The organism is Thermus sediminis (assembly GCF_003426945.1).
GTDB lineage: Bacteria > Deinococcota > Deinococci > Deinococcales > Thermaceae > Thermus > Thermus sediminis.
The window spans coordinates 776,955-795,727 of record NZ_QURO01000004.1 but is presented as its reverse complement, the minus strand read 5'-3'; the positions used below and the strand labels follow the sequence as shown (position 1 = coordinate 795,727).

20 protein-coding genes are annotated in these 18,773 nt (G+C 69.4%); 7 read left to right on the top strand and 13 right to left on the bottom strand.

The genetic code is table 11. The annotated features are described in order from the left end of the window. Position 1: 1 nt before the first annotated feature. Positions 2 to 1,138 (top strand): Wzz/FepE/Etk N-terminal domain-containing protein, encoded by a 1,137-nt coding sequence (locus ATI37_RS04795; RefSeq protein WP_269801869.1) that lies wholly within the window; start codon positions 2 to 4, stop codon positions 1,136 to 1,138. Here the strand turns inward: ATI37_RS04795 and ATI37_RS04790 are convergent. From ATI37_RS04790 to ATI37_RS04735, 12 genes are all read right to left on the bottom strand, one after another. Further along, positions 1,135 to 2,385: a sensor histidine kinase gene (locus ATI37_RS04790; protein ID WP_117237359.1), complete on the bottom strand. Its 1,251-nt coding sequence runs from the start codon at positions 2,383 to 2,385 to the stop codon at positions 1,135 to 1,137. The genes ATI37_RS04795 and ATI37_RS04790 overlap by 4 nt on opposite strands. After that, complete coding sequence (locus ATI37_RS04785; protein ID WP_117237358.1) at positions 2,386 to 3,060, bottom strand: response regulator transcription factor; 675 nt, start codon at positions 3,058 to 3,060, stop codon at positions 2,386 to 2,388. After that, positions 3,057 to 3,419 (bottom strand): hypothetical protein, encoded by a 363-nt coding sequence (locus tag ATI37_RS04780; protein WP_117237357.1) that lies wholly within the window; start codon positions 3,417 to 3,419, stop codon positions 3,057 to 3,059. Before ATI37_RS04780 ends, ATI37_RS04785 begins: the two co-directional genes overlap by 4 nt. Positions 3,420 to 3,431: 12 nt before the next feature. Next, positions 3,432 to 4,079, bottom strand: coding sequence for a DUF502 domain-containing protein (locus tag ATI37_RS04775; protein ID WP_117237356.1), 648 nt, complete (start codon positions 4,077 to 4,079; stop codon positions 3,432 to 3,434). Positions 4,080 to 4,101: 22 nt separating this feature from the next. After that, complete coding sequence (locus ATI37_RS04770; RefSeq protein WP_117237355.1) at positions 4,102 to 4,710, bottom strand: helix-turn-helix domain-containing protein; 609 nt, start codon at positions 4,708 to 4,710, stop codon at positions 4,102 to 4,104. A 76-nt stretch (positions 4,711 to 4,786) separates the two neighbouring features. Next, the gene (locus ATI37_RS04765) at positions 4,787 to 5,011 is read right to left on the bottom strand and encodes a hypothetical protein (RefSeq protein WP_117237354.1); all 225 of its coding nucleotides are present in this window, start codon (positions 5,009 to 5,011) and stop codon (positions 4,787 to 4,789) included. Further along, positions 5,008 to 5,436: a nucleotidyltransferase gene (locus ATI37_RS04760; protein WP_117237353.1), complete on the bottom strand. Its 429-nt coding sequence runs from the start codon at positions 5,434 to 5,436 to the stop codon at positions 5,008 to 5,010. Before ATI37_RS04760 ends, ATI37_RS04765 begins: the two co-directional genes overlap by 4 nt. Then, positions 5,433 to 5,744, bottom strand: coding sequence for a divalent-cation tolerance protein CutA (gene cutA, locus ATI37_RS04755; RefSeq protein ID WP_117237352.1), 312 nt, complete (start codon positions 5,742 to 5,744; stop codon positions 5,433 to 5,435). The genes ATI37_RS04760 and cutA overlap by 4 nt, the downstream gene beginning before the upstream one ends. Continuing rightward, positions 5,744 to 8,161, bottom strand: a complete 2,418-nt coding sequence (gene gyrA, locus ATI37_RS04750; protein WP_117237351.1) for a DNA gyrase subunit A — start codon at positions 8,159 to 8,161, stop codon at positions 5,744 to 5,746. Before gyrA ends, cutA begins: the two co-directional genes overlap by 1 nt. A 78-nt stretch (positions 8,162 to 8,239) precedes the next feature. Then, complete coding sequence (locus tag ATI37_RS04745) at positions 8,240 to 8,665, bottom strand: cupin domain-containing protein (protein WP_117237350.1); 426 nt, start codon at positions 8,663 to 8,665, stop codon at positions 8,240 to 8,242. Between the two features lie 2 nt (positions 8,666 to 8,667). Continuing rightward, entirely contained in the window at positions 8,668 to 9,108 is a 441-nt protein-coding gene (gene aroQ / locus ATI37_RS04740) for a type II 3-dehydroquinate dehydratase (RefSeq protein ID WP_117237349.1), read from the bottom strand. Positions 9,109 to 9,189: 81 nt separating this feature from the next. Then, complete coding sequence (locus ATI37_RS04735) at positions 9,190 to 10,410, bottom strand: class I SAM-dependent RNA methyltransferase (protein WP_117237348.1); 1,221 nt, start codon at positions 10,408 to 10,410, stop codon at positions 9,190 to 9,192. Positions 10,411 to 10,452: 42 nt separating this feature from the next. On the opposite strand from ATI37_RS04735, the gene ATI37_RS04730 reads away from it, so the two are divergent. The 6 genes from ATI37_RS04730 to ATI37_RS04705 all read left to right on the top strand — a co-directional run bounded on the left by ATI37_RS04730 (position 10,453) and on the right by ATI37_RS04705 (position 17,732). Next, positions 10,453 to 11,106, top strand: coding sequence for a response regulator transcription factor (locus ATI37_RS04730; RefSeq protein ID WP_117237347.1), 654 nt, complete (start codon positions 10,453 to 10,455; stop codon positions 11,104 to 11,106). Continuing rightward, the gene (locus tag ATI37_RS04725; protein ID WP_117237346.1) at positions 11,106 to 12,095 is read left to right on the top strand and encodes a M20/M25/M40 family metallo-hydrolase; all 990 of its coding nucleotides are present in this window, start codon (positions 11,106 to 11,108) and stop codon (positions 12,093 to 12,095) included. The genes ATI37_RS04730 and ATI37_RS04725 overlap by 1 nt, the downstream gene beginning before the upstream one ends. 5 nt (positions 12,096 to 12,100) lie before the next feature. After that, positions 12,101 to 12,931, top strand: coding sequence for a hypothetical protein (locus ATI37_RS04720; RefSeq protein WP_117237345.1), 831 nt, complete (start codon positions 12,101 to 12,103; stop codon positions 12,929 to 12,931). An 80-nt stretch (positions 12,932 to 13,011) separates the two neighbouring features. Further along, positions 13,012 to 14,745 (top strand): ABC transporter ATP-binding protein, encoded by a 1,734-nt coding sequence (locus ATI37_RS04715; protein ID WP_117237344.1) that lies wholly within the window; start codon positions 13,012 to 13,014, stop codon positions 14,743 to 14,745. Continuing rightward, positions 14,742 to 16,544 (top strand): ABC transporter ATP-binding protein, encoded by a 1,803-nt coding sequence (locus ATI37_RS04710; protein ID WP_117237343.1) that lies wholly within the window; start codon positions 14,742 to 14,744, stop codon positions 16,542 to 16,544. The genes ATI37_RS04715 and ATI37_RS04710 overlap by 4 nt, the downstream gene beginning before the upstream one ends. Positions 16,545 to 16,547: 3 nt before the next feature. Beyond that, positions 16,548 to 17,732, top strand: a complete 1,185-nt coding sequence (locus ATI37_RS04705) for a bifunctional folylpolyglutamate synthase/dihydrofolate synthase (RefSeq protein WP_117237342.1) — start codon at positions 16,548 to 16,550, stop codon at positions 17,730 to 17,732. Here ATI37_RS04705 and ATI37_RS04700 read toward each other — a convergent pair. After that, positions 17,689 to 18,738, bottom strand: coding sequence for a protease complex subunit PrcB family protein (locus tag ATI37_RS04700; protein ID WP_117237341.1), 1,050 nt, complete (start codon positions 18,736 to 18,738; stop codon positions 17,689 to 17,691). The genes ATI37_RS04705 and ATI37_RS04700 overlap by 44 nt on opposite strands. Positions 18,739 to 18,773 lie beyond the last annotated feature (35 nt).

Sequence of the window (18,773 nt, the reverse complement as noted above, 5' to 3'; positions counted from 1 at the left end):
TATGGTGGAGACCCCCCAAGAGGAGCTTTCCCTACGGGACATCGTGGAGGTGCTCAAGCGGCACCTCACCTACCTTTGGGCCATTCCCCTTATCCTCGCCGCCCTGGCCCTCATCTACGGCTTCCTGATCGCCGAGCCCACCTACGCCTCCACGGCCACCTTGGCTATAGGTTCCTCCAGTCAGCAGGTCCCTAGCGTCACTTTTGAGTCCGTTAAGGATGTAGCCCTTTCCCAAGGGGTTTTGGGGCCAGTTTGGGAGGCTTTGGACAAAGAGGGCGAACTCCCTCTCAGATGGCGGGCTGCGGACGTTTTCCGGGGAGCGGATCGCTTACGCAAGGATTTCTCTTTGAAGGACATGAGCAATAGGGGGGCAGGCACCACTTTATGGGTACGCCTGACCGTGAAAGCTTCCGAACCGGAGGTGGCCGCCAGAGCGGCAAACCTTTGGGCGGACGCCGTTAAGCGTGAGGTGGACGCTTTTTTCCAGAAAAACTGGCAGCGGGTGGAAGAGGGCCTCCGGACGGAGCTCACTTTGGCCGAGGAGGGCTATCGTCAGGCCCTGGAGCGCAGGCAGTCCTTCATGCGCAAGACCACGCTGTTGCAGGACAGGGTTGAGCTGGATTTCATACAGGGTATTCAAATCTCTGGACAGCAGGCGATTTTGCTTACCTTATCCAACGCAGGTGGTGATGAGCCGTATGGAGAGAGGCTCCGGATTCTCAGGAGAATCTACGAGATAGAGGACCGCCTGACCTTGGCAGAAGGAGGAGAACGCCAGGCTCTTCTAGCTGAAAAAAAACGCTTGGAACTTCAACTGCAAAGGTTGGAAGAGCGCATAAGGGTTCTCCAGGAGCGTATCGCTCAGGCAGAGGAGGAACTGGCGGCTCTAGACGAAGCGGTCGCTCGTGCCAAGGAGATCTACCTAGCTTTGAATAAACAGGCTAGCGAGATCCGCCTCGCACGTTCGCAGGGAGAATGGGCCTCGGTGCTGGCCCCCGCCTACCCCGTCTACGAGAAGGTGGCCCCCAGGCGCGGCCTCTTCCTGGCTTTGGCCCTGGGCCTGGGCCTGATGCTGGGGGTGATGGCCGCCTTCGTGGCCGAGGCCCTTAGGCCCAAGGGGGAGCCTGCCCCCGCCTAGTCCTCCTCCAGAAGGGGAAGCCGCACGCGGAAGATGGTCCTGCCGGGGGCGCTTTCCGCCTCTACCTCCCCCCCGTGGGCCTTGGCGATGGCCTGGGCCACAGCGAGGCCGAGGCCGGTGCCCCCGCCGGGGCCCTTGCGGAAGGGCTGGAAAAGGTGGGGGAGGAGGTCTTGGGGGATGCCTGGTCCCTCGTCCTCCACCTCCACCAGGCCGAAGGGGGGGGTCTTCCTCACCCGCACCCGCACCCCTTCCCGCCCCGCGGCCCGGACGGCGTTGGCGATGAGGTTTCGGAGCATCTGGAGGAGGCGATCCGGGTCCCCCAGGACCTCGGCCTCCTCCCCGTGGAAGGCCACCCCCTGCTCCCGGGCGGCCTCCAGGGCCAGGGCCTTCAGGTCCAGGATGTGGGGGTCCAGGGCGAAGCCCACCTCCCCCTGGGCCAGGTCCAGAAGGTCCCCCACCAGGCGGCGCATCCTCTCCGCCGTGGCCCGGGCGGTCCTCAGGCCCTCGAGGCCCAGGGGGTTCCTCTCCAGGCGGTCCAGGTGGCCCAGGAGGACGGTGAGGGGGGTGCGGAGCTCGTGGCTCACCTGGGCCAGGAAGGCCCGCTCCCGCTCCTTGGCCTCCTTCAGGGCCTGGAGGAGGGCGTTCACCGCCTCCACCATGCGGCCGAACTCGTCCTGGGGGAGGCGGAGGGGGATGGGGTCCAGGCGCTCGGGGCTCCTCCCCCCGATCTCCCTGGCGGCCTCCTCCAGGGGCCTGGTGGCCAGGCGGGCGGTGAGGTAGACCAGGGCCACCCCCAAGGGGAAGAGGAGGAAGAAGGCCTCTAGGAGGGCCCGCCTCAGGGCAGAGAGGGCCCCCTCAATGGGCTTGGCCTCGGCGGTGAGGGCGAGGAGGCCCAAGGGGGTGCGGGCCGCGGTCCAGGCGAAGCCCTCCGCCCAAAAGACCCTGGGGGTGTCCCCCAGCGCCCTGAGGGCCTCCTTGGGGAGGCGGTGGTCCTCCCGGGTGAGGACCAGGGGCTCCCCGTCCTCGGCGTAGAGGTGGAGGTAGACCCCCCCGGTGGCGAGGAGGGTGCCCGCCTGCCCCTTCCCGTAGGCCTCCGCCGCCTGCCTGGCGTCCGCTAGGAGGGTGGCCTCCAGGTAGCCCCGCAAGGCCCCTTCCACCCCCCGGCCCGCCAGAAAGAAGGCCCCCCCTAGGAAGAGGAGCCAGAGGAGGCTGAAGGCGAGGAAGAGCCGGGCCCGGAAGGGGAGCACCTACCCTTCCCCCTTAGGGCGGAGGGCGTAGCCCAGCCCCCGCACCGTGCGCAGGTAGCCGTAGGCCCCAGCCTCCCTCAGCTTGGCCCGCAGGTTGGCCATGTGCACGTCCAGGACGTTGGAGTCCTTGCCCAGGGGGCGGCCCCAGACCTTCTCCTCTATGTCCTGCCGGGGGAAGACCCGCCCTGGGCGGCCCATGAGGAGCATGAGGAGGTCAAACTCCTTGGGGGAGAGCCTGACCTCCTGCCCGCGGAAGAAGGCCTGCCGCCTCTTGGGGTAGAGCTCCAGCTCCCCCACCGCCAGGACCTCGCTCCCCTCCCGGTGCCTGAGCTGCACCTGGATGCGGGCGAGGAGCTCTGCGGGGTGGAAGGGCTTGACCAGGTAGTCGTCCGCCCCCTCGGAGAGGAGGGAGACCTTGCGGCTCACGGCGTCCTGGGCGGTGAGGACCAGAATGGGGGTGTCGTCGGTGGCCCGGATCCTGCGGGCCACCTCCCCTCCGTCCAGGTCGGGAAGGCCCAGGTCCAGGATCACCAGGTCAGGCCGCCTTTCCCGGTGGCGCACCAGGCCCTCCATGCCGCTCTTGGCCCAGTCCACGGCGAAGCCCGCCTCCTTGAGCTCCAGCTCCACCAGCCGGGCTACCTCGGGGTCGTCCTCGATGAGGAGGATCCGCTTCATGGCCAGAGCCTATCCGGGGGAGCGAGGCCGTAGACCTCCCTGAGGAGCCTGAGGAGGCTCACCCGCTCCCTTTCCCAGAGGAGGAGGACATCCCCCCGCTCCGCCAGGGCAGGGAAGGCCCTGGGCCTCTCGCCAGGGAGGGAGAGGAGGAGCTGGACCTCCTGCCCCGGCCTGGGGGGGAGGGGAGGGGAGAGGGGCCTCAAGGTTTTCCCCTCCACCCGCCAGGCCCCGTGGAGGGTGCGGAGGTCGGGGGAGGAGAGCCTGAGCTCCGTCCCCGGGGGCAGGGCCGGGCCGAAGAGGGGTGGAAAGGCGGCCAGGGCCGCGGAGAGGAGGAGGGCCAAGGGGAGAAGCCGCCGCATCTTTCCCCCATTCTAGGAGGGCCTAGCGGTGTTTTGTGGGAGGGGGGTTAAGGGGCCTGAAGGTTTCTCGGGGAGGAGGAAGCCCGCGGAGACCACGTACTTCAGGGCCTCCTCCACGCTGATCTCCAGGGGAATGACCTCCTCGGAGGGCACCAGGATGACCACGCCGCTAGCGGGCACGGGGCTGGTGGGCACCAGGACGGCGGTGTACCCCTCGGGTAGAGGGGGGAGGCGGCCCTCCACGCTCTGGACCACGAAGCAGAGGACGTAGAGGCCCCGCCTGGGGTACTCGATGACCGCCGCCCGGCTGAACTGCACCTCCTTCTGGCCGAAGAGGGTGTGGGCGATCTGCTGCACCGCCTTGTAGATGTCCCGCACGATGGGGATGAGGAGGACCGAGCGCTCCAGAGAGTGGATGAACCGCCTTCCCAGGTAGTTCTCCGCCAGGGTCCCCACCAGGTAGATGAGGACCCCCGCCAGGAAGAGGCCCACGAAGGGGAGGGCAGGCTGGTAGGCCCGGGGCACCTCGAAGTCCACCAGGCGGAGGACGGTCTGGATGTACCCTCCGGAATAGGTGTAGACCCAGCCCAGGAAGTACAGGGTGACCAGGAGGGGGAGGAGGGTGACCAGGCCGGTGAGGAGGCGTTGCCTAAGCCGCATGCCTCCCAGTTTACCAAAGCGCCTAGCGGCCGTCCCCGCGGCTTTGGGCCAGCTCCTTAAGGCCCCTTACGTCCTTGAGGAGGATCTTGCCGTACCCGGAGCGGATGTAGCCCTCCCGGGAAAGCTCGCCGATGACCTTGGTCACCGTCTCCCGCACGCTCCCCACCGCGGCGGCCAGCTCGTCGTGGGTGGCGTGGAGGACGATGGCCCCCTCCTCCTCCTTGGCCAAGGGCGTTTCCGAAAGCTCCAAGAGGGCCGCCGCCATGCGGTTCTTGAGGCGCTGGGTGGCCAGGCGCTCAATGCGGCGGTAGGACTCGGAAAGGGCCTGGGACAGGTGCTGGGCCAGGGCCTCCACCTCCTCCGGGGTGGGCTCCTTGGGCAGGGCCTCCAGGAGCACCCCGGTCACCGCCTCGGCGAAGTAGCCCCGCTCGTGCCCGAAAAGGGCCTCCTCCCCGAAGTAGCCTCCGGGGCGGACCAGGCGCAGGGTGAGGGCGTTTCCCTCCTCGTCCACGGCCTCGAGGCGGACGAGGCCCTCGAGCACCCTGAAGGCCCGGTCCCGGGGACCGGGGACCCCTGGGTAGAGGATAACCTCGCCGGGCTTGAAGCTCACCGTTTCGCGGGCCTGGGTCATAGCTTCCTCCTTACCCCCAGGCTACCACGGCCCCGGGGATTTTGTAAACCTAGGAGTTGAAAAAATCTAGCCCGGGTTACTTTAGGGGCCGCCTCCGGGCCACGGGGAGGAGGCGGTCTAGGGCGATCTCCGGGGTCTCCCCCCGCTTTCTGGCCTCCTCCATCTCCCACCTGGCCCAGAAGAGGGCCATCTCAAAGACCGCCTTTAGCCTTTCTTCCACGGAGAGGGTCCGCCACTCGGCCAGATCGTTTGGCGCCTCCTCCAGGGGGAACCTGCGGGCGATGGGCCGGATTCGCCTCATGGCTCCAGCTCCTCCAGGTCCCGGAGGTCCACGGGCCGGCCGAAGGCCCGCTTCAGGGCCTTGAAGTCCTCGGGGTGGACCACGGAGACCTCCACTCCCGCCACCTCGTAGGTCCTCCTCCGAGCGAAAGCCTCGTCAAAGGAGGGGGATTCCAGGAGAACTAGGTCGATGCGGTTGGGGGCGTAGCCCAGCTGGACCACCCCCGGGGTGGAGAGGTCCTCTAGGGTGAGCCCAAGGTCGTCCCCACCAAAGAAGTCCCGGATGGCGTTTAGGAGCCTTTCCGCCTCCTTGGCGTCCACCCAGAGGTCCAGGTCCCTGGTGAAGCGGGGGCGGCCCAGGAAGGCCAGGGCGTAGCCGCCGATCACCAAAAACCTGGCTCTCGCCCTGTGGAGAGCCCGGAGAAAGTCCAGCATGTCCTCGGTCATCCCACGTTCTCCCTAAGCCAGGCCAGGTAGGCCCCGTGCCCCTCGGCGATGGGGAGGGCGATGATCTCGGGCACGGTGTAGGGGTGGAGGGCGAGCACCCTTTCCCTAAGCCTCGGGAAGGCGAAGGTGGTGGTCTTGGCGATGAGGAGGACCTCCTTGTCCTCCACCACCTCCCCCTGCCAGCGGTAGACCGAGGTGAGGCCGGGGACCAGGTTCACGCAGGCCGCCAGCCGCTCCTCCACCAGGGTCCGGGCGAGGCCTTTGGCCACCTCCTCGTTGGGGGCGGTGATCAGGACCACCTCCTCCATCACTTCTCCTCCTCCACCACGAAGGCGCTAGCAATCTCGTCCTCCTCGGGGAGGTTCATGATCCTAACCCCCGCCGTGGCCCGGGAAGCCTGGCGGATCTCAGAAACCGGGGTGCGGAGGGCGAGGCCCCGCTTGGAGAGGACCAGGAGGTCCTCCTCCCCCCGGACCTTGAGGAGGGCGGCCAGGCGGCCCACCTTGACGGAGGGGGCGTAGGTGATGACCCCCATCCCGCCCCGGCCCTGGAGGGGGTACTCCTGGAGGGGGGTGCGCTTGCCGTAGCCCCGGGTGCTCACCGAGAGGAGGTCCACCAGCTCCCCGGGGCTCACGGTCACCAGGGAGACCACCCGGTCCTGGGGCCTCTTGAAGCGGATGCCTACCACCCCCTGGGTGTCCCGGCCCGTGGCCCGCACCTCCTCCAGGGGGAAGCGGATGGCCTGGCCCTCCTGCGTGGCCAAGATGGCTTCCTCCTCGGGGGCGGAGAGGGCCACGCCCACCAGGCGGTCCCCCTCCTGGAGCCGGATGGCGATGAGGCCCCCTGTGCCCAGGTTGGCGTACTCCTTGAGGGCGGTGCGCTTGACGAGGCCCCTTTCCGTGGCGAAGACCAGGTACCCCTCCCCCTCGAGGCCCCGCACGGGGAGGAGGGCGGCCACCTCCTCCTCCTCGGAGAGGGGCAGGAGGGTCTTCACGTGCACCCCCCGGGCCTGGCGGCCCATCTCCGGGAGGTCGTAGACCTTGAGGCGGTAGACCCGGCCCCTTTGGGTGAAGAGGAGGAGATCGTCGTGGGCGTCGGCCACGAAGACCCCTATGGCCTCGTCCTCCTCCTTGGTCTTGCCCGCCAGGAGGCCCTTACCGCCCCTTCCTTGGGCCCGGTAGGCCTCCAGGGGGAGGCGCTTCAGGAACCCTTGGGCGGTGAGGGTGATGACCATGGGCTCGTCCTCGATGAGGTCCTCGGGGCTGAAGCTCTCCTCAAACTCGGTGAGGAGGGTGCGCCTTTCGTCCCCGTACCGCTCCTTGACCCGGAGGAGTTCCCGCTTCACCTCGCCCCATAGCCGCCCTTCGTCCTCCAGGATGGCCCTGAGGCGGGCGATCTCCTCCATGAGTTCCCGGTACTCCTCCTGGAGCTTCTCCCTTTCCAGGGCCACCAGGCGCTGGAGGCGCATGTCCAGGATGGCCTGGGCCTGGGCCTCGGATAGGCCAAAGCGCTCCATGAGGCCCCGCCTGGCGGCCGGGGCGTCCTCGGAGGCCCGGATCAGGGCGATGACCTCGTCGATGTGGTCCAGGGCGAGGAGGAGGCCCTCCAGAACGTGGGCCCTTTCCTCCGCCTTCTTGAGGTCGAAGAGGCTCCGGCGCCTTAGGACCTCCTTGCGGTGGTCCAGGTAGTGGCGCATGAGGGCGAGGAGGGGGAGGACCTTGGGCTCCCCGTCCACGATGGCCAGGAGGTTCACGGTGAAGGAGGTCTGGAGGGCGGTGTGCTTGTAGAGCTGGTTGAGGACCACCTGGGGGTTGGTCCCCCGCTTGAGCTCTATGGCGATCCGGAGGCCCTGGCGGTCGGACTCGTCCCTTAGGGCCACGATGTCCTCGATCTTCTTGGCCTTGACCAGGGCGGCGATCTGGGCGATGAGGCCCGCCTTGTTCACCTGGTAGGGGATCTCGGTGACCACCAGCATGGGCCTAGAGCCCTTCTCCTCCACCCGCACCTTGGCCCTGAGCTTCAGGCTCCCCCGGCCCGTGGCGTAGGCCTCCCGGATGCCCCTTTTGGAGAGCTTCCCCCCGGTGGGGAAGTCGGGGCCGGGGAGGTGGCGCAGGACCTCCTCGAGGGTGATCCCCGGGTTGTCGATCATGGCCACCAGGGCGTCCACCACCTCGGAGAGGTTGTGGGGGGGGAGGCTCGTGGCCATGCCCACGGCGATGCCGCTGGCGCCGTTTACCAGGAGGTTGGGGATGGCGGCGGGCAGGACCTCGGGCTCCTTAAGGGAGCCATCGTAGTTGGGGCGGAAGTCCACCGTCTCCTTGTCCATGTCCAAGAGCATCTCCGCCCCTAGGGGGGAGAGCCTGGCCTCGGTGTAGCGCTGGGCGGCCGGGGGGTCCCCGTCGATGGAGCCGAAGTTCCCCTGGCCGTCCACGAGGGGGTAGCGGAGGTTCCAGGGCTGGGCCAGGCGGGCCAGGGCCTCGTAGATGGCGGCGTCCCCGTGGGGGTGGTACTTGCCCATGACCTCGCCCACGACCTTGGCGCTCTTCACGTGCTTGCGGTTGGGGAGGACCCCCTCCTGGTAGGCGGCGAAGAGGATGCGCCTCTGGACCGGCTTGAGCCCGTCCCGGACATCGGGGAGGGCCCGGTCCACGATCACGGACATGGCGTAGTTGATGAAGCTCTGCTTGAGTTCCTCGGTGATTTCTACAGGTAAGACCTGGGCCATAGCGCTCCTAAAGGGCGTTTAGACGCCACCTCTCAGTATAGCACACCCCTGGGAGACGGGGCTATAGTGGGTGGGATTCTAAAGAAGTGGGGTGGCCTCGAGGGCCTCCCGGGCCGCCTCCAGGTAGGCCTCCTCCGCCACCTCTTCCCCCCAGTAGGCGGTCTTGCCCTCCCCGTCGGCCTTCTGCAGGGCCAGGTGGGCCATGAAGCGGTCCGGAAGGGCCCCGTGCCAGTGCTCCTCCCCGGGGGCGAAGACCACCATGTCCCCCGGCAGGAGGAGCTGGGCCCTCGCCCCCCGGCTTTGCGCCAGACCCACCCCTTCCGCCACGTAGAGCACCTGGCCCTGGGGGTGGGTGTGCCAGGCCGTGCGGCCCCTGGGGGCGAAGCGCACCAGGAAGAGGCTTTCCCCCTCGGGCCTCGCTGGCACCAGCACCTCCAGGTACACTTGCCCCGAGAACCAGCCTGAGGCGCCCCCTTCGGTTTTCCTCAGGCGATGGATCTCCATCCCTAACCTCCCACCTCCAGGACCTCGGCCAGGTACACCAAGGCCAGCTTGTAGGAGAGGGGGCCGAAGCCGGAGACGATTCCCCGGCAGGCGGGGGCGGTGACGGAGTGCTTTCGGAAGGGTTCTCGGGCGTGGAGGTTGGTGAGGTGGACCTCCACTACGGGAAGGGGCTGGGCCCGGATGGCGTCCAGAAGGGCGTAGGAGTAGTGGGTGAGGGCTCCCGGGTTCAGGACGATGGCCAAGAAGCCCTCCCCGTGGGCCTGCTGGATCCAGTCTATGAGCTGGCCCTCGTAGTTGCTCTGGCGGAAGACCACGCCAAGCCCAAGCTCCGCCCCCCAGGTCTCGCAGAGGGCCTCGAGCTCCTCCAGGGTCGTCCTGCCGTAAAGCTCCGGCTCCCGCTTGCCCAGGAGGTTCAGGTTGGGGCCGTTTAGGACCAGGACCATAGGGGCTCCTTTCCCCTAGGATACGCCCATGCGCCTTTTGGCCCTGGCCCAGACCCACGTGGTGGCCCCCGGGGAGACCCCCTACCCTAGCCTTAGGAGGGAGAGGACCTCCACGTGGTGGGTGAAGGGGAAGAAGTCGTAGGGCCGGGCGAAGGCCAGAACGTAGCCTCCCTTGCTGAGCTCCCCCACGTCCCGGGCCCAGGTGGCGGGGTCGCAGGCGATGTAGAGGATGGCCTTGGGGCGGCTTTGGAGGAGGTAGGCCCGCACCTCGGGGGAAAGGCCGGCCCTGGGGGGATCCAGGACCACCAGGTCAAAGGCCCCGAAGCGAGGGGCCTCCCGGGCGTCCCCCCGGTGGAAGCGGACGTTTTCCACCCCAAGCCGCGCCCGGTCCCGTTCCCCCCGCCCCACCGCCTCCTTGCTGATCTCAATGGCCACCACCTCGTTGAACTTGGGGGCGAGGAGGAGGGAGAGGAGGCCCGAGCCCGCATAGAGCTCCAGGGCCCTTCCGCCCCCTTGGGCCAGGTCCCGGGCCTCATCCAGGAGGAGGCCCGCCGCCAGGGGGTTCACTTGGGCGAAGCCCGCCACGCTCACCGTGGCCGTGAGGGGGCCGAAGGCCTCGAGGAGGGCGGCCTCCCCGTGGAGGGGGCGGACCCGGCCGCGGAAGCGCCCCCTGGGGGAGGGCTCGGCCCAGACCACCCCGGCGAAGCCCTCCTGGACCAGGGCCTTGGCGGGCCTTTTCAGGGCCTCCGGGGAGCCCCCGATGAGCCCGAGGAGGACCCTGCCCTCCAGGAAGCTTCCCCTTAAGGCCACCTCCTCCACGGGAAGGGGCCAGGCCTTAAGGACCCCCAGGGCCCAGGCCAAGGGCTCGGCCAGGAGGGGGTCCTCCTCCACCCGGACGAGCCTTTGGCTTTCCGGAAGGCGGTAGGCCAGCCCCCCCAAGGGGTGGCGGGCGTACTGGGCGGCGGTGCGGTAGCCCAGGGCCCTGGGCGAGGGGCGGATGGGGCTCAGGGGGAAAGGGAGCTTGGCGAGGCGCTCCAGGGCCTCGGCCACCAGGGCCTCCTTTAGGGGAAGCTGGGCCTCGTAGCGGAGGGGGAGGTCGGCCGAAGGGGGCAAAGGGTGGGGGTAGCGGTCGGGGCGGGGCTTGAGGACCGCGGCGTCCTCTAGGAAGAGGGTCCCCCTGCGGCGCACGGGCCTTCCCTCCACCTCCTCCCCGGGAAGCCCCCCCTTGACCAAAACCGCCCCCTCCGCCGTGCGGGCCAGGCCGTACCCCCCGGGGACGAGCTTCTCCACGAGAACCCTCATCCCCTTACCCTACCCCGAGGGCCTTGGCGCTAAGATGGGGAAGTGATTCGCATCGTGTTAGCGGACGACCACGCCCTCTTCCGGCAGGGGCTGAGGAGCCTCTTAGAGGCCGAGGGGGACTTCCGGGTGGTGGGGGAGGCCAAGGACGGCTGGGAGGCCTTAAGGCACGTCCTCGAGGCCAAGCCCGACGTGATCCTCATGGACATCCAGATGCCGGGCCTGGACGGGGTGCAGGCCACCCAGGCCATCCTCCAGGAGTGGCCCCAGGCCAAGGTCATCATCTTGACCATGTACCGCCAGGATGCCTACGTCTTTGAGGCGGTGAAGGCGGGGGCCAGGGGGTACCTCCTGAAGGACACGGACGCCAAGGAGCTCATTGAGGCCATCCGCCAGGTCTACGCCGGGGAGGTCCTCCTGGACGCGGAGCTCGCCGGGCGCATCATCCGGGACTTCCGGGCCAAGAGGGAGGCCAGCGCCCCCCTGCACGCGGAGCTCTCCGAGCGGGAGATCCAGATCCTCAAGCTGGTGGCCCAGGGGTACACCAACCTGGAGATCGCCGCCGAGCTCCAGCTTTCGGAGAAGACGGTGCGCAACCGCCTTTCCGAGATCTTCCAGAAGCTCCACCTGAACAACCGCACCCAGGCCGCCCTCTACGCCATCCGGGAGGGCCTGGCCCAGCCTGAGCCGGAAGAGTAGTGGACCCCATCCGCCTGCTCCTGGAGCTCGCCCCCATCGCGGGGGAGGAGGCCCGGGGGGCCTTCGTGGCCGGGCGCCTCCCCGGGGCCCGGAGGGACGGGGTGGGCAACGTCTTCGCCGGGGAGGGGAGGGTCCTCCTCCTGGCCCACCTGGACACCGTCTTGCCACCCGTTTCCCCTAGGCGGTCCGGGGAGCGGCTCTACGGCCCCGGGGTGGGGGACAACACCAGCGGGGTGGCCGTCCTCCTCTCCCTGCCGGAGATCCCCGGGGTGGTGCGGGGCTTCACCGTGGGGGAGGAGGGCCTGGGGAACCTGAGGGGGGCGAGGGCCCTGGTGGCGGCCCTGGAACCCGAGGTGGTGGTGGCCGTGGACGGGTACCTCCCCGGGGTGGTGGACCGGGCCCTGGGCTCGGTGCGCTTTCGGGTGCGCCTCCTGGGCCCTGGGGGGCACGCCTGGGGGGACAGGGGGACGCCGAACCCCGTCTTCGCCCTGGCCGAGGGGCTTGCCGCCCTCCACTCCCTCCTCCTGGGGGAAAAGGAGGCGAGCCTAAACGCCAGCGGCCTAAAAGGGGGCGAGGCGGTGAACGCCATCCCCCAGGAGGCCTCGGCCCTCCTGGAGGTCCGGGCCCTAGAGGCCCCCCACATGGACCGCCTCTTTGCCCAGGCTCAGGGCCTCCTCCAGGAGGTGGCCAGGCGGCACCGGGTGGAGCTTGTCCTGGAGGTCCTGGGCAGGAGGCCCGCCGGGAACACGGCCACGGAGGCCTTGAGGCGTGCGGCCGAGGAGGCCCTCAGGAGCATCGGGGAGAAGCCCCAGTTCCAGGCGGGCTCCACGGACGCCGGCGCCGCGGTGGAGCGGGGGATCCCCGCCCTGGCCCTGGGGGTCTACCGGGGGGGTGGGGCCCACACCGAGGAGGAGTGGGTCCTGCCGCAAAGCCTCGTGGAGGGGAGGAGGGCCCTCCTGGCCCTCCTCAAGGCCCTTGGCGTAGGATAGGGCGTATGCGGGTAGGGGTTCTGGAGGGCTTCCTCTCCCGGCGGTACCTGGGCTTCTGGGAGGCCTACCTGAAGGCCCTGGGGGTGGAGGTGGTCCGGGCGGAGGCCCCGCCGGACCTCCGCCAGCCCTACTGCCTCCCGGTCCAGGCCCTTTTGGCCCAGGTGGAGGCCCTGAAGGCCCAGGGGGTGGACTACCTCCTCCTCCCCGACCTCCAGGGCGGGGTGGACTCCCAGCGGGGCGGGGGGCAGTGCCCTTGGCTTCTGGACCTCGAGGCCACCCTGCGGCGCTACTACCCCGGGCTTCCCCCGGTCCTGAAGGTGCCCGCGGCCCTCTCCGAGAAGGTCCTGGGCCGGGCGGGGGAGGTGGGGCAGATCCTCACGCAAAACCCCATGCGGGTGGGCCGGGCCCTGGACCAGACCAAAAGCCTCCTCAAGCCCCCACCCCCCCCGAAGACCCTAGGGGGGAGCGTGGGCGTGGTGGCCCAGCCCTACCTCTTGGAGGAGGAGGGCTTCCGGGAGCGGGTGCGGGAGGCCCTGGCCCAGGTGGGCCTCCTCCCCCACTTCCCCGACCTGCCCCCGGAGCGCCTCAGGGAAGAGGGGGAAAGGCTCCTCCCCATGGACCTCCCCACGGACCGGGAGCTCCTCGGCATGGTCCACTACCTCCACCGCCTGGGCCAGGTGAAAGGCCTCCTCCTCGTGGTCTCCTACGCCTGCCCCCCCATCCCTGGGGTCCTGAGGCGGGCGGCGAGGAGGCTTTCCAAGCCCTACCGCCTCCTCACCCTAGGGGAGGACTGGGGGGAGGAGCTTGGGGCCCTGAGGCGGGAGATGGGGGTCTAGGCCACAGTGGACCCCTAGGGACCCCGGGACCCAGCGTCCACCCCCTTACGGGTGGTCGGGGAAGGGGTAGACTGGAAGGTATGACCGAGCGGTCAGCCCCCCTGGCCCGCCTCCTCCCCTACCTGGCCCCCTACCGAAAGCCCTACCTCCTGGGGGTGGGGGCTGGGCTCCTTTCCATCTCCTTCTTCGTCCTAAGCCCCTACTTCCTGCGGCTGGCGGTGGACGCCATAGGCGAGGGGGGGGACTATGGGCGCTACGCCCTCTTCCTCCTCCTCTCCGGCGGGGCTTCCGCCCTTCTCTCCTACTACATGCGCCGGCTTTCGGTCGCGGCCAGCCGCCGGGTGGAGTACGACCTCAGGAAGGACCTCTTCCGCCACCTCCTCCGCCTGGACCGGGGCTTCTACCAGGGGACCCGGGTGGGGGACCTGATGAACCGCCTCAACACCGACCTCTCCGCGGTGCGGGACATGGTGGGCCCCGGGGTCATGATGGGAAGCCGCCTCTCCGTGCTGGTCCTCCTGGCCTTCCTCTCCATGTACGCGGTGAACGCCTCGCTGGCCTTCTACCTCACCCTGATCCTCCCCACCATCGCCCTCGCCATGTTCTACCTGCTGCGGCTCATCGACTGCCGCTACCGCGAGGCCCAGGAGGCCTTTGACCGGATCAGCACCCTGGCCCAGGAGGCCTTCAGCGGCATCCGGGTGGTGAAGGGGTACGCCCTCGAGGGCCGGATGCTCGCCCGCTTCCAGGACCTCAACCGGGCCTACGTGGCGAGGAGCCTGGCCCTGGCCCGGGTGGAGGGGCCCATGCAGGCCCTCCTGGGCTTTCTCATGGGCTTCGCCTTCCTCACCGTCCTTTGGGTGGGGGGCGGGATGGTGGTGCGGGGGGAGCTCACCCTGGGCCAGCTGGTCCAGTTCAACGCCTACCTGGCCCAGCTCACCTGGCCCATCCTGGGCCTGGGCTGGGTGATGGCCATGTACCAGCGGGGCCTCACCAGCCTAAGGCGCCTCCTGGAGCTTTTGGACGAGGAGCCCAGGATCAGGGACGAGGCCCCCCTGCCCCTTTCGGTGGCGGACCTCTCGGGGGAGGTGCGCCTCCTGGGGGTGGGCTTGAGGCTCGGGGAGCGGTGGGTCCTGAAGGACATCACCCTCACCGTCCCCGAGGGGATGACCCTGGGGATCACCGGGCGCACGGGCTCGGGGAAGAGCCTCCTCGCCGCCCTAGTCCCCAGGCTCCTGGACCCCACGGAGGGGGAGGTCTGGGTGGGGGGGTACCCCGCCAAGAGGATTCCCCTAAGGGTCCTCCGCCAGGCGGTGGGCGTGGCCCCCCAGGAGCCCTTCCTCTTCAGCGAGACCCTCCTGGAGAACATCGCCTTCGGCCTGGAGGAGCCCCATAGGGAAAGGGTGGAGTGGGCGGCCCGGCTTGCCGGGATCCACGAGGAGATCCTCTCCTTCCCCCAGGGCTACGGGACGGTCCTGGGGGAGAGGGGGATCACGCTTTCCGGGGGGCAGCGGCAGCGGGTGGCCCTGGCCCGGGCCCTGGCCAAGGGGCCCAAGGTCCTCATCCTGGACGACGCCCTAAGCGCCGTGGACGCCGAGACCGAGGCCAGGATCCTCCAGGGGCTGAAGGGGGTCTTGGGCCGCCAGACCACCTTCCTCATCTCCCACCGCACGGCCACCCTGCGCCACGCCGACTGGATCATCGTCCTGGACGGGGGGAGGATCGCCGAGGAGGGGACGCATGAGAGCCTCCTCGAGGCCGGGGGCCTCTACGCCGAGCTGGACCGTCTCCAGCGCATGGAGGTGGAGGAGTGAGCGGGGAGGACGCCTACGCCAAGGCCTTTGACCGGGTTCTCTTTGCCCGGATCCTGGCTTACCTCAGGCCCTACCGCTCCCAGGTAGCCCTGGCCCTCCTTTTCCTCCTCCTCACCACCCTCACCGCCGCCGCCACCCCCCTCTTCTTCAAGTGGGCCATCGACGGGGCCCTGGTGCCCACGGAGGAGAAGCCCCCCGCCGAGCGGCTTTCCCTCCTCCTTTGGGTCAGCCTGGGCTTCCTCCTGGTGCGGGCCCTCAACTTCGCCGCCACCTACGGGCAGACCTACCTCATCCAGTGGGTGGGCCAGCGGGTCCTCTTTGACCTGAGGAGCGCCCTCTTCGCCAAGTTCATGCGCCTCCACCCGGGCTTCTACGACAAGAACCCCGTGGGCCGCCTCATGACCCGGACCACCTCCGACGTGGACGCCATCAACCAGTTCATCACCGGGGGGCTCGTGGGGGTGATCGCCGACCTCTTCACCATCCTGGGCCTCCTGGCCTTCATGTTCGTCCTGAGCCCCGAGCTCACCCTGGTGGTCCTCCTCGTGGTCCCCGTGCTCCTCTGGGTCACCGCCTGGGTGCGCAACGGCATGCGGTCCGCCTACCGGGAGATGCGCCTCCGCCTGGCCCGGCTGAACGCCGCCCTGCAGGAGAACCTCTCCGGGGTGGAGACGGTCCAGCTCTTCGTCAGGGAGGGGGAGCGGGAGGGCAAGTTTGACCGCCTGGGCCGGGACCTCCTCCAGGCCTGGTTGGAGATCGTGCGCTGGTTTGCCCTCTTCTTCCCCGTGGTGGGCTTCCTGGGGGAGCTGGCCGTGGCGGGCCTCCTCTTCTACGGCGGGGGGCAGGTGGTCCAGGGGATGGTGACCCTAGGCCTCCTCGTGGCCTTCGTGGACTACACCCGCCAGCTCTTCCAGCCCCTCCAGGACCTCTCGGACAAGTTCAACCTCTTCCAGGGGGCCATGGCCAGCGCCGAGCGCATCTTCGGCGTCCTGGATGCCGAGGAGGAGCTCGAGGACCCCAAGGACCCCAGGCCCATCCCCCGCTTCCGGGGGGAGGTAGCCTTCCGGGACGTCTACTTCGCCTACACCCCCAAGGGGGTGGAGCCCAAGGAGGGGGACTGGGTGCTGAAGGGGGTTTCCTTCCGCATCCGCCCCGGGGAGAAGGTGGCCCTGGTGGGGGCCACGGGGGCGGGGAAGACCAGCGTGGTGAGCCTCATCGCCCGCTTCTACGATCCCCAAAGGGGCCAGGTCCTCATAGACGGGGAGGACGTGCGGAGCTACCGCCAGGAGGAGCTGAGGCGCAGGATCGGCCTCGTCCTCCAGGACCCCTTCCTCTTCTCGGGCACGGTCCTGGACAACCTCCGCCTCTTTGACCCCGCCGTCCCCGAGGAGCGGGTGGTGGAGGTGGCCCGGTTCTTGGGGGTGCACGAGGCCATCCTCCACCTGCCCCAGGGCTACCACACCCTCCTGGGGGAGCGGGGGGCGGGGCTTTCCACGGGGGAGAAGCAGCTTCTCGCCCTGGTGCGGGCCCTCCTCCATAGCCCCGATGTCCTCCTCATCCTGGACGAGGCCACGGCCAGCGTGGACTCGGAGACGGAGAGGAGGCTGCAGGAGGCCCTGCAAAAGGCCATGGAGGGGCGGACCTCCATCCTCATCGCCCACCGCCTCTCCACCATCCGCCAGGTGGACCGGATCCTGGTCTTCCGCAAGGGGCGGCTTCTGGAGGAGGGGAGCCACGAGGCCCTCCTGGAGAAGGGGGGGTACTACGCCACCTTGTACCGTTTGCAGTACGCCGAGTAGGCCATGACCTACGGGGAGGCCTTGGACTGGCTTTACTGGAGGAGGCGGCAGGGCCCGAGGGGCACGGGGAGGGTGCGGGCCCTCCTCTCCCGCCTAGGCCACCCCGAGGGGGCCTTTGCCGCGGTCCACGTCCTGGGGACCAACGGCAAGGGGAGCGTGGTGGCCTACCTGGAGGCCGCCTTCCGCGCCCTGGGCCTCCCCTACGGGGCCTACACTAGCCCCCACCTCCTGGACTTCCGGGAGAGGATCCGCACCCACCTGGGCCTCATCCCCGAGGAGGGGGTGGTGGCCTTCGTCCGCTGGGCCAAGGAGGAGGCCTTCCCCGAGCCCCCAGGGTTCTTTGACCTGGCCACCGCCCTGGCCTTCGGCCACTTCCGGGAGGTGGGGGTGGCCCTGGCGGCGGTGGAGGCGGGGGTGGGGGGGGAGAAGGACGCCACCAACGCCCTTTCCCGGGTGGTCCTCACCGTGATCACCAACGTGGGGGAGGACCACCTGGAGGCCCTGGGGGGGAGCCTCGAGGCCGTGGCCCGGGAGAAGGCGGGGGCGATCCGAAAAGGGGTCCCCGTGGTCACGGGGGCCCAAGGGGTGGGGCTACGGGTCATCCGGGAGGTGGCCCGCTCCCGAGGGGCCCCCCTCCACCTCCTGGACCCCGAGGACCCCCTCTTTAGCCTCCCCGCCCTCCCTTCCTTGAAGGGGGGCTTCCAAGAGGCCAACGCCCGCCTGGCCTCTGCCGCCCTCCGCCTCCTCGGTTTCCCCGAGGGGGCCATCGCCGAAGGGCTGAGGGCCGCCCGCCACCCGGGGCGGCTGGAGCGCTTTCTCCTCGAGGGGGTGGAGGTCTACCTGGACGGGGCCCACAACCCCCCCGCCGCCCAGGCCTTGGCCCGGGAGTTTGCCGCCTACCACCTCCTCTTCGGGGCCTTTCCCCGGAAGGACGTGAAGGGGGTGCTAGCCCACCTCCTCCCCAAGGCGAAGAGCGTCCGCTACACCCTGGCGGGGGAGGGGGCCTTGGGGCGGAAGCTGGGGGCGCCCTTCCTCCCCGACCCTTGGGAGGCCCTCCTCCATGCTGTGGCGCGGGCGAGGGAGGACGGGCTTCCCGTTCTGGCCACGGGCTCCCTCTACCTGGTGGGGGTCCTTTTGGGAAGGCTCACTCCCGGGCCTCCCCCAGGATCCTGCCTCCAGGATCGGTGAAGACCACCCGGCGCACCCTTTCCAGCTCCAGGAGCACGTAGGGGCTGGTGAGGGCCTGGGTGACGATGGCCCCGGGCCTGGGGCTTGTGAGGTTCAGGACCACCCGGGCGGTGTCCCCGGCGTAGGTCACCCCCACGACCTCTATCCCGTAGCCTCCCGTGGGCTTCAGCCCCCAGAAGAAGGCGGCCACGCTCCGGGTGCGGAAGTCCACGGGGGGGGCGGGGGGGCGGGGGAGGCGGTTGCCCACCACCAGGTTCCAGACCTCGGCGAAGCGGGTGGGGTTCCCCGCCAGGTAGGCCCGGGCCTCGGTCTCCGGGTAGGCGGCGTTGGTCCCTCGGTCCAGGATGCGGAAGAGGGGAGGGGGAGGGGCCACGAACTCCAGTCTAAGCCCGTACTGGACCAGGAGGGCCCCTGCCCGGTAGAAGTCCGGGGCAGGGTCCAGGGACAGGGGCCTCAGGAGGGGTTCGGCCAGCTCAAAGACCACCACCTGCCGCCCGGCCCTCCGGGCCAGCACCTCGCGCAGGAGGACCCGGGCCTCGCTCCCGGTGAAGGCCTGGAGCTCGGGGGTCTGGTAGCCTATGGGCTGGACCAGGGCGCGCCTCTCCCCCTGCCTAAGGTTTCCCGTGAGGCGCACCCAGCCCGCCCCGTCGTAAAGCCAGCTGGAGCGCAAGGGGGTTTGCGTGCGCACCTCCAAAAGGCTCCCGGAGATCCCCCGCACCGCCTCCACCTGGAGCCTAAGGGCGGGGCCCACCTCCCTTAGGAGAGGGTTCCCGTCCACCCAAAGGGCCCCGGGGACGGCCCAAAGGCTCTCCCCCGTGGCGCTTTCCAGCCTCAGGCTCCTCCCGCCAAGCCGCACCTCCCGGGGCTCGCCGTAGAAGTAGGTCCAGCGTTCCGTGGCCTCGGGGAAGAGGAGCTGGGCCTCGGCCACCCGGTAGCCCGTGCCCTCCAGCACCTGGCAGGCGGCGAGGAGGGGAAGAAGGGGGAGGAGGAGAAGGGCTCTACCCATGGGGCCATGATACCCCATGCCCTAGGGCCTTTCCT

Coding starts and splice junctions, on each gene's coding strand:
- ATI37_RS04795 (WP_269801869.1), top strand. CDS start 2: ATGGTGGAGACCCCCCAAGAGGAGCTTTCCCTACGGGACATCGTGGAG.
- ATI37_RS04785 (WP_117237358.1), bottom strand. CDS start 3,060: ATGAAGCGGATCCTCCTCATCGAGGACGACCCCGAGGTAGCCCGGCTG.
- ATI37_RS04780 (WP_117237357.1), bottom strand. CDS start 3,419: ATGCGGCGGCTTCTCCCCTTGGCCCTCCTCCTCTCCGCGGCCCTGGCC.
- ATI37_RS04775 (WP_117237356.1), bottom strand. CDS start 4,079: ATGCGGCTTAGGCAACGCCTCCTCACCGGCCTGGTCACCCTCCTCCCC.
- ATI37_RS04770 (WP_117237355.1), bottom strand. CDS start 4,710: ATGACCCAGGCCCGCGAAACGGTGAGCTTCAAGCCCGGCGAGGTTATC.
- ATI37_RS04765 (WP_117237354.1), bottom strand. CDS start 5,011: ATGAGGCGAATCCGGCCCATCGCCCGCAGGTTCCCCCTGGAGGAGGCG.
- ATI37_RS04760 (WP_117237353.1), bottom strand. CDS start 5,436: ATGACCGAGGACATGCTGGACTTTCTCCGGGCTCTCCACAGGGCGAGA.
- cutA (WP_117237352.1), bottom strand. CDS start 5,744: ATGGAGGAGGTGGTCCTGATCACCGCCCCCAACGAGGAGGTGGCCAAA.
- gyrA (WP_117237351.1), bottom strand. CDS start 8,161: ATGGCCCAGGTCTTACCTGTAGAAATCACCGAGGAACTCAAGCAGAGC.
- ATI37_RS04745 (WP_117237350.1), bottom strand. CDS start 8,665: ATGGAGATCCATCGCCTGAGGAAAACCGAAGGGGGCGCCTCAGGCTGG.
- aroQ (WP_117237349.1), bottom strand. CDS start 9,108: ATGGTCCTGGTCCTAAACGGCCCCAACCTGAACCTCCTGGGCAAGCGG.
- ATI37_RS04735 (WP_117237348.1), bottom strand. CDS start 10,410: ATGAGGGTTCTCGTGGAGAAGCTCGTCCCCGGGGGGTACGGCCTGGCC.
- ATI37_RS04720 (WP_117237345.1), top strand. CDS start 12,101: ATGCGGGTAGGGGTTCTGGAGGGCTTCCTCTCCCGGCGGTACCTGGGC.
- ATI37_RS04715 (WP_117237344.1), top strand. CDS start 13,012: ATGACCGAGCGGTCAGCCCCCCTGGCCCGCCTCCTCCCCTACCTGGCC.
- ATI37_RS04705 (WP_117237342.1), top strand. CDS start 16,548: ATGACCTACGGGGAGGCCTTGGACTGGCTTTACTGGAGGAGGCGGCAG.
- ATI37_RS04700 (WP_117237341.1), bottom strand. CDS start 18,738: ATGGGTAGAGCCCTTCTCCTCCTCCCCCTTCTTCCCCTCCTCGCCGCC.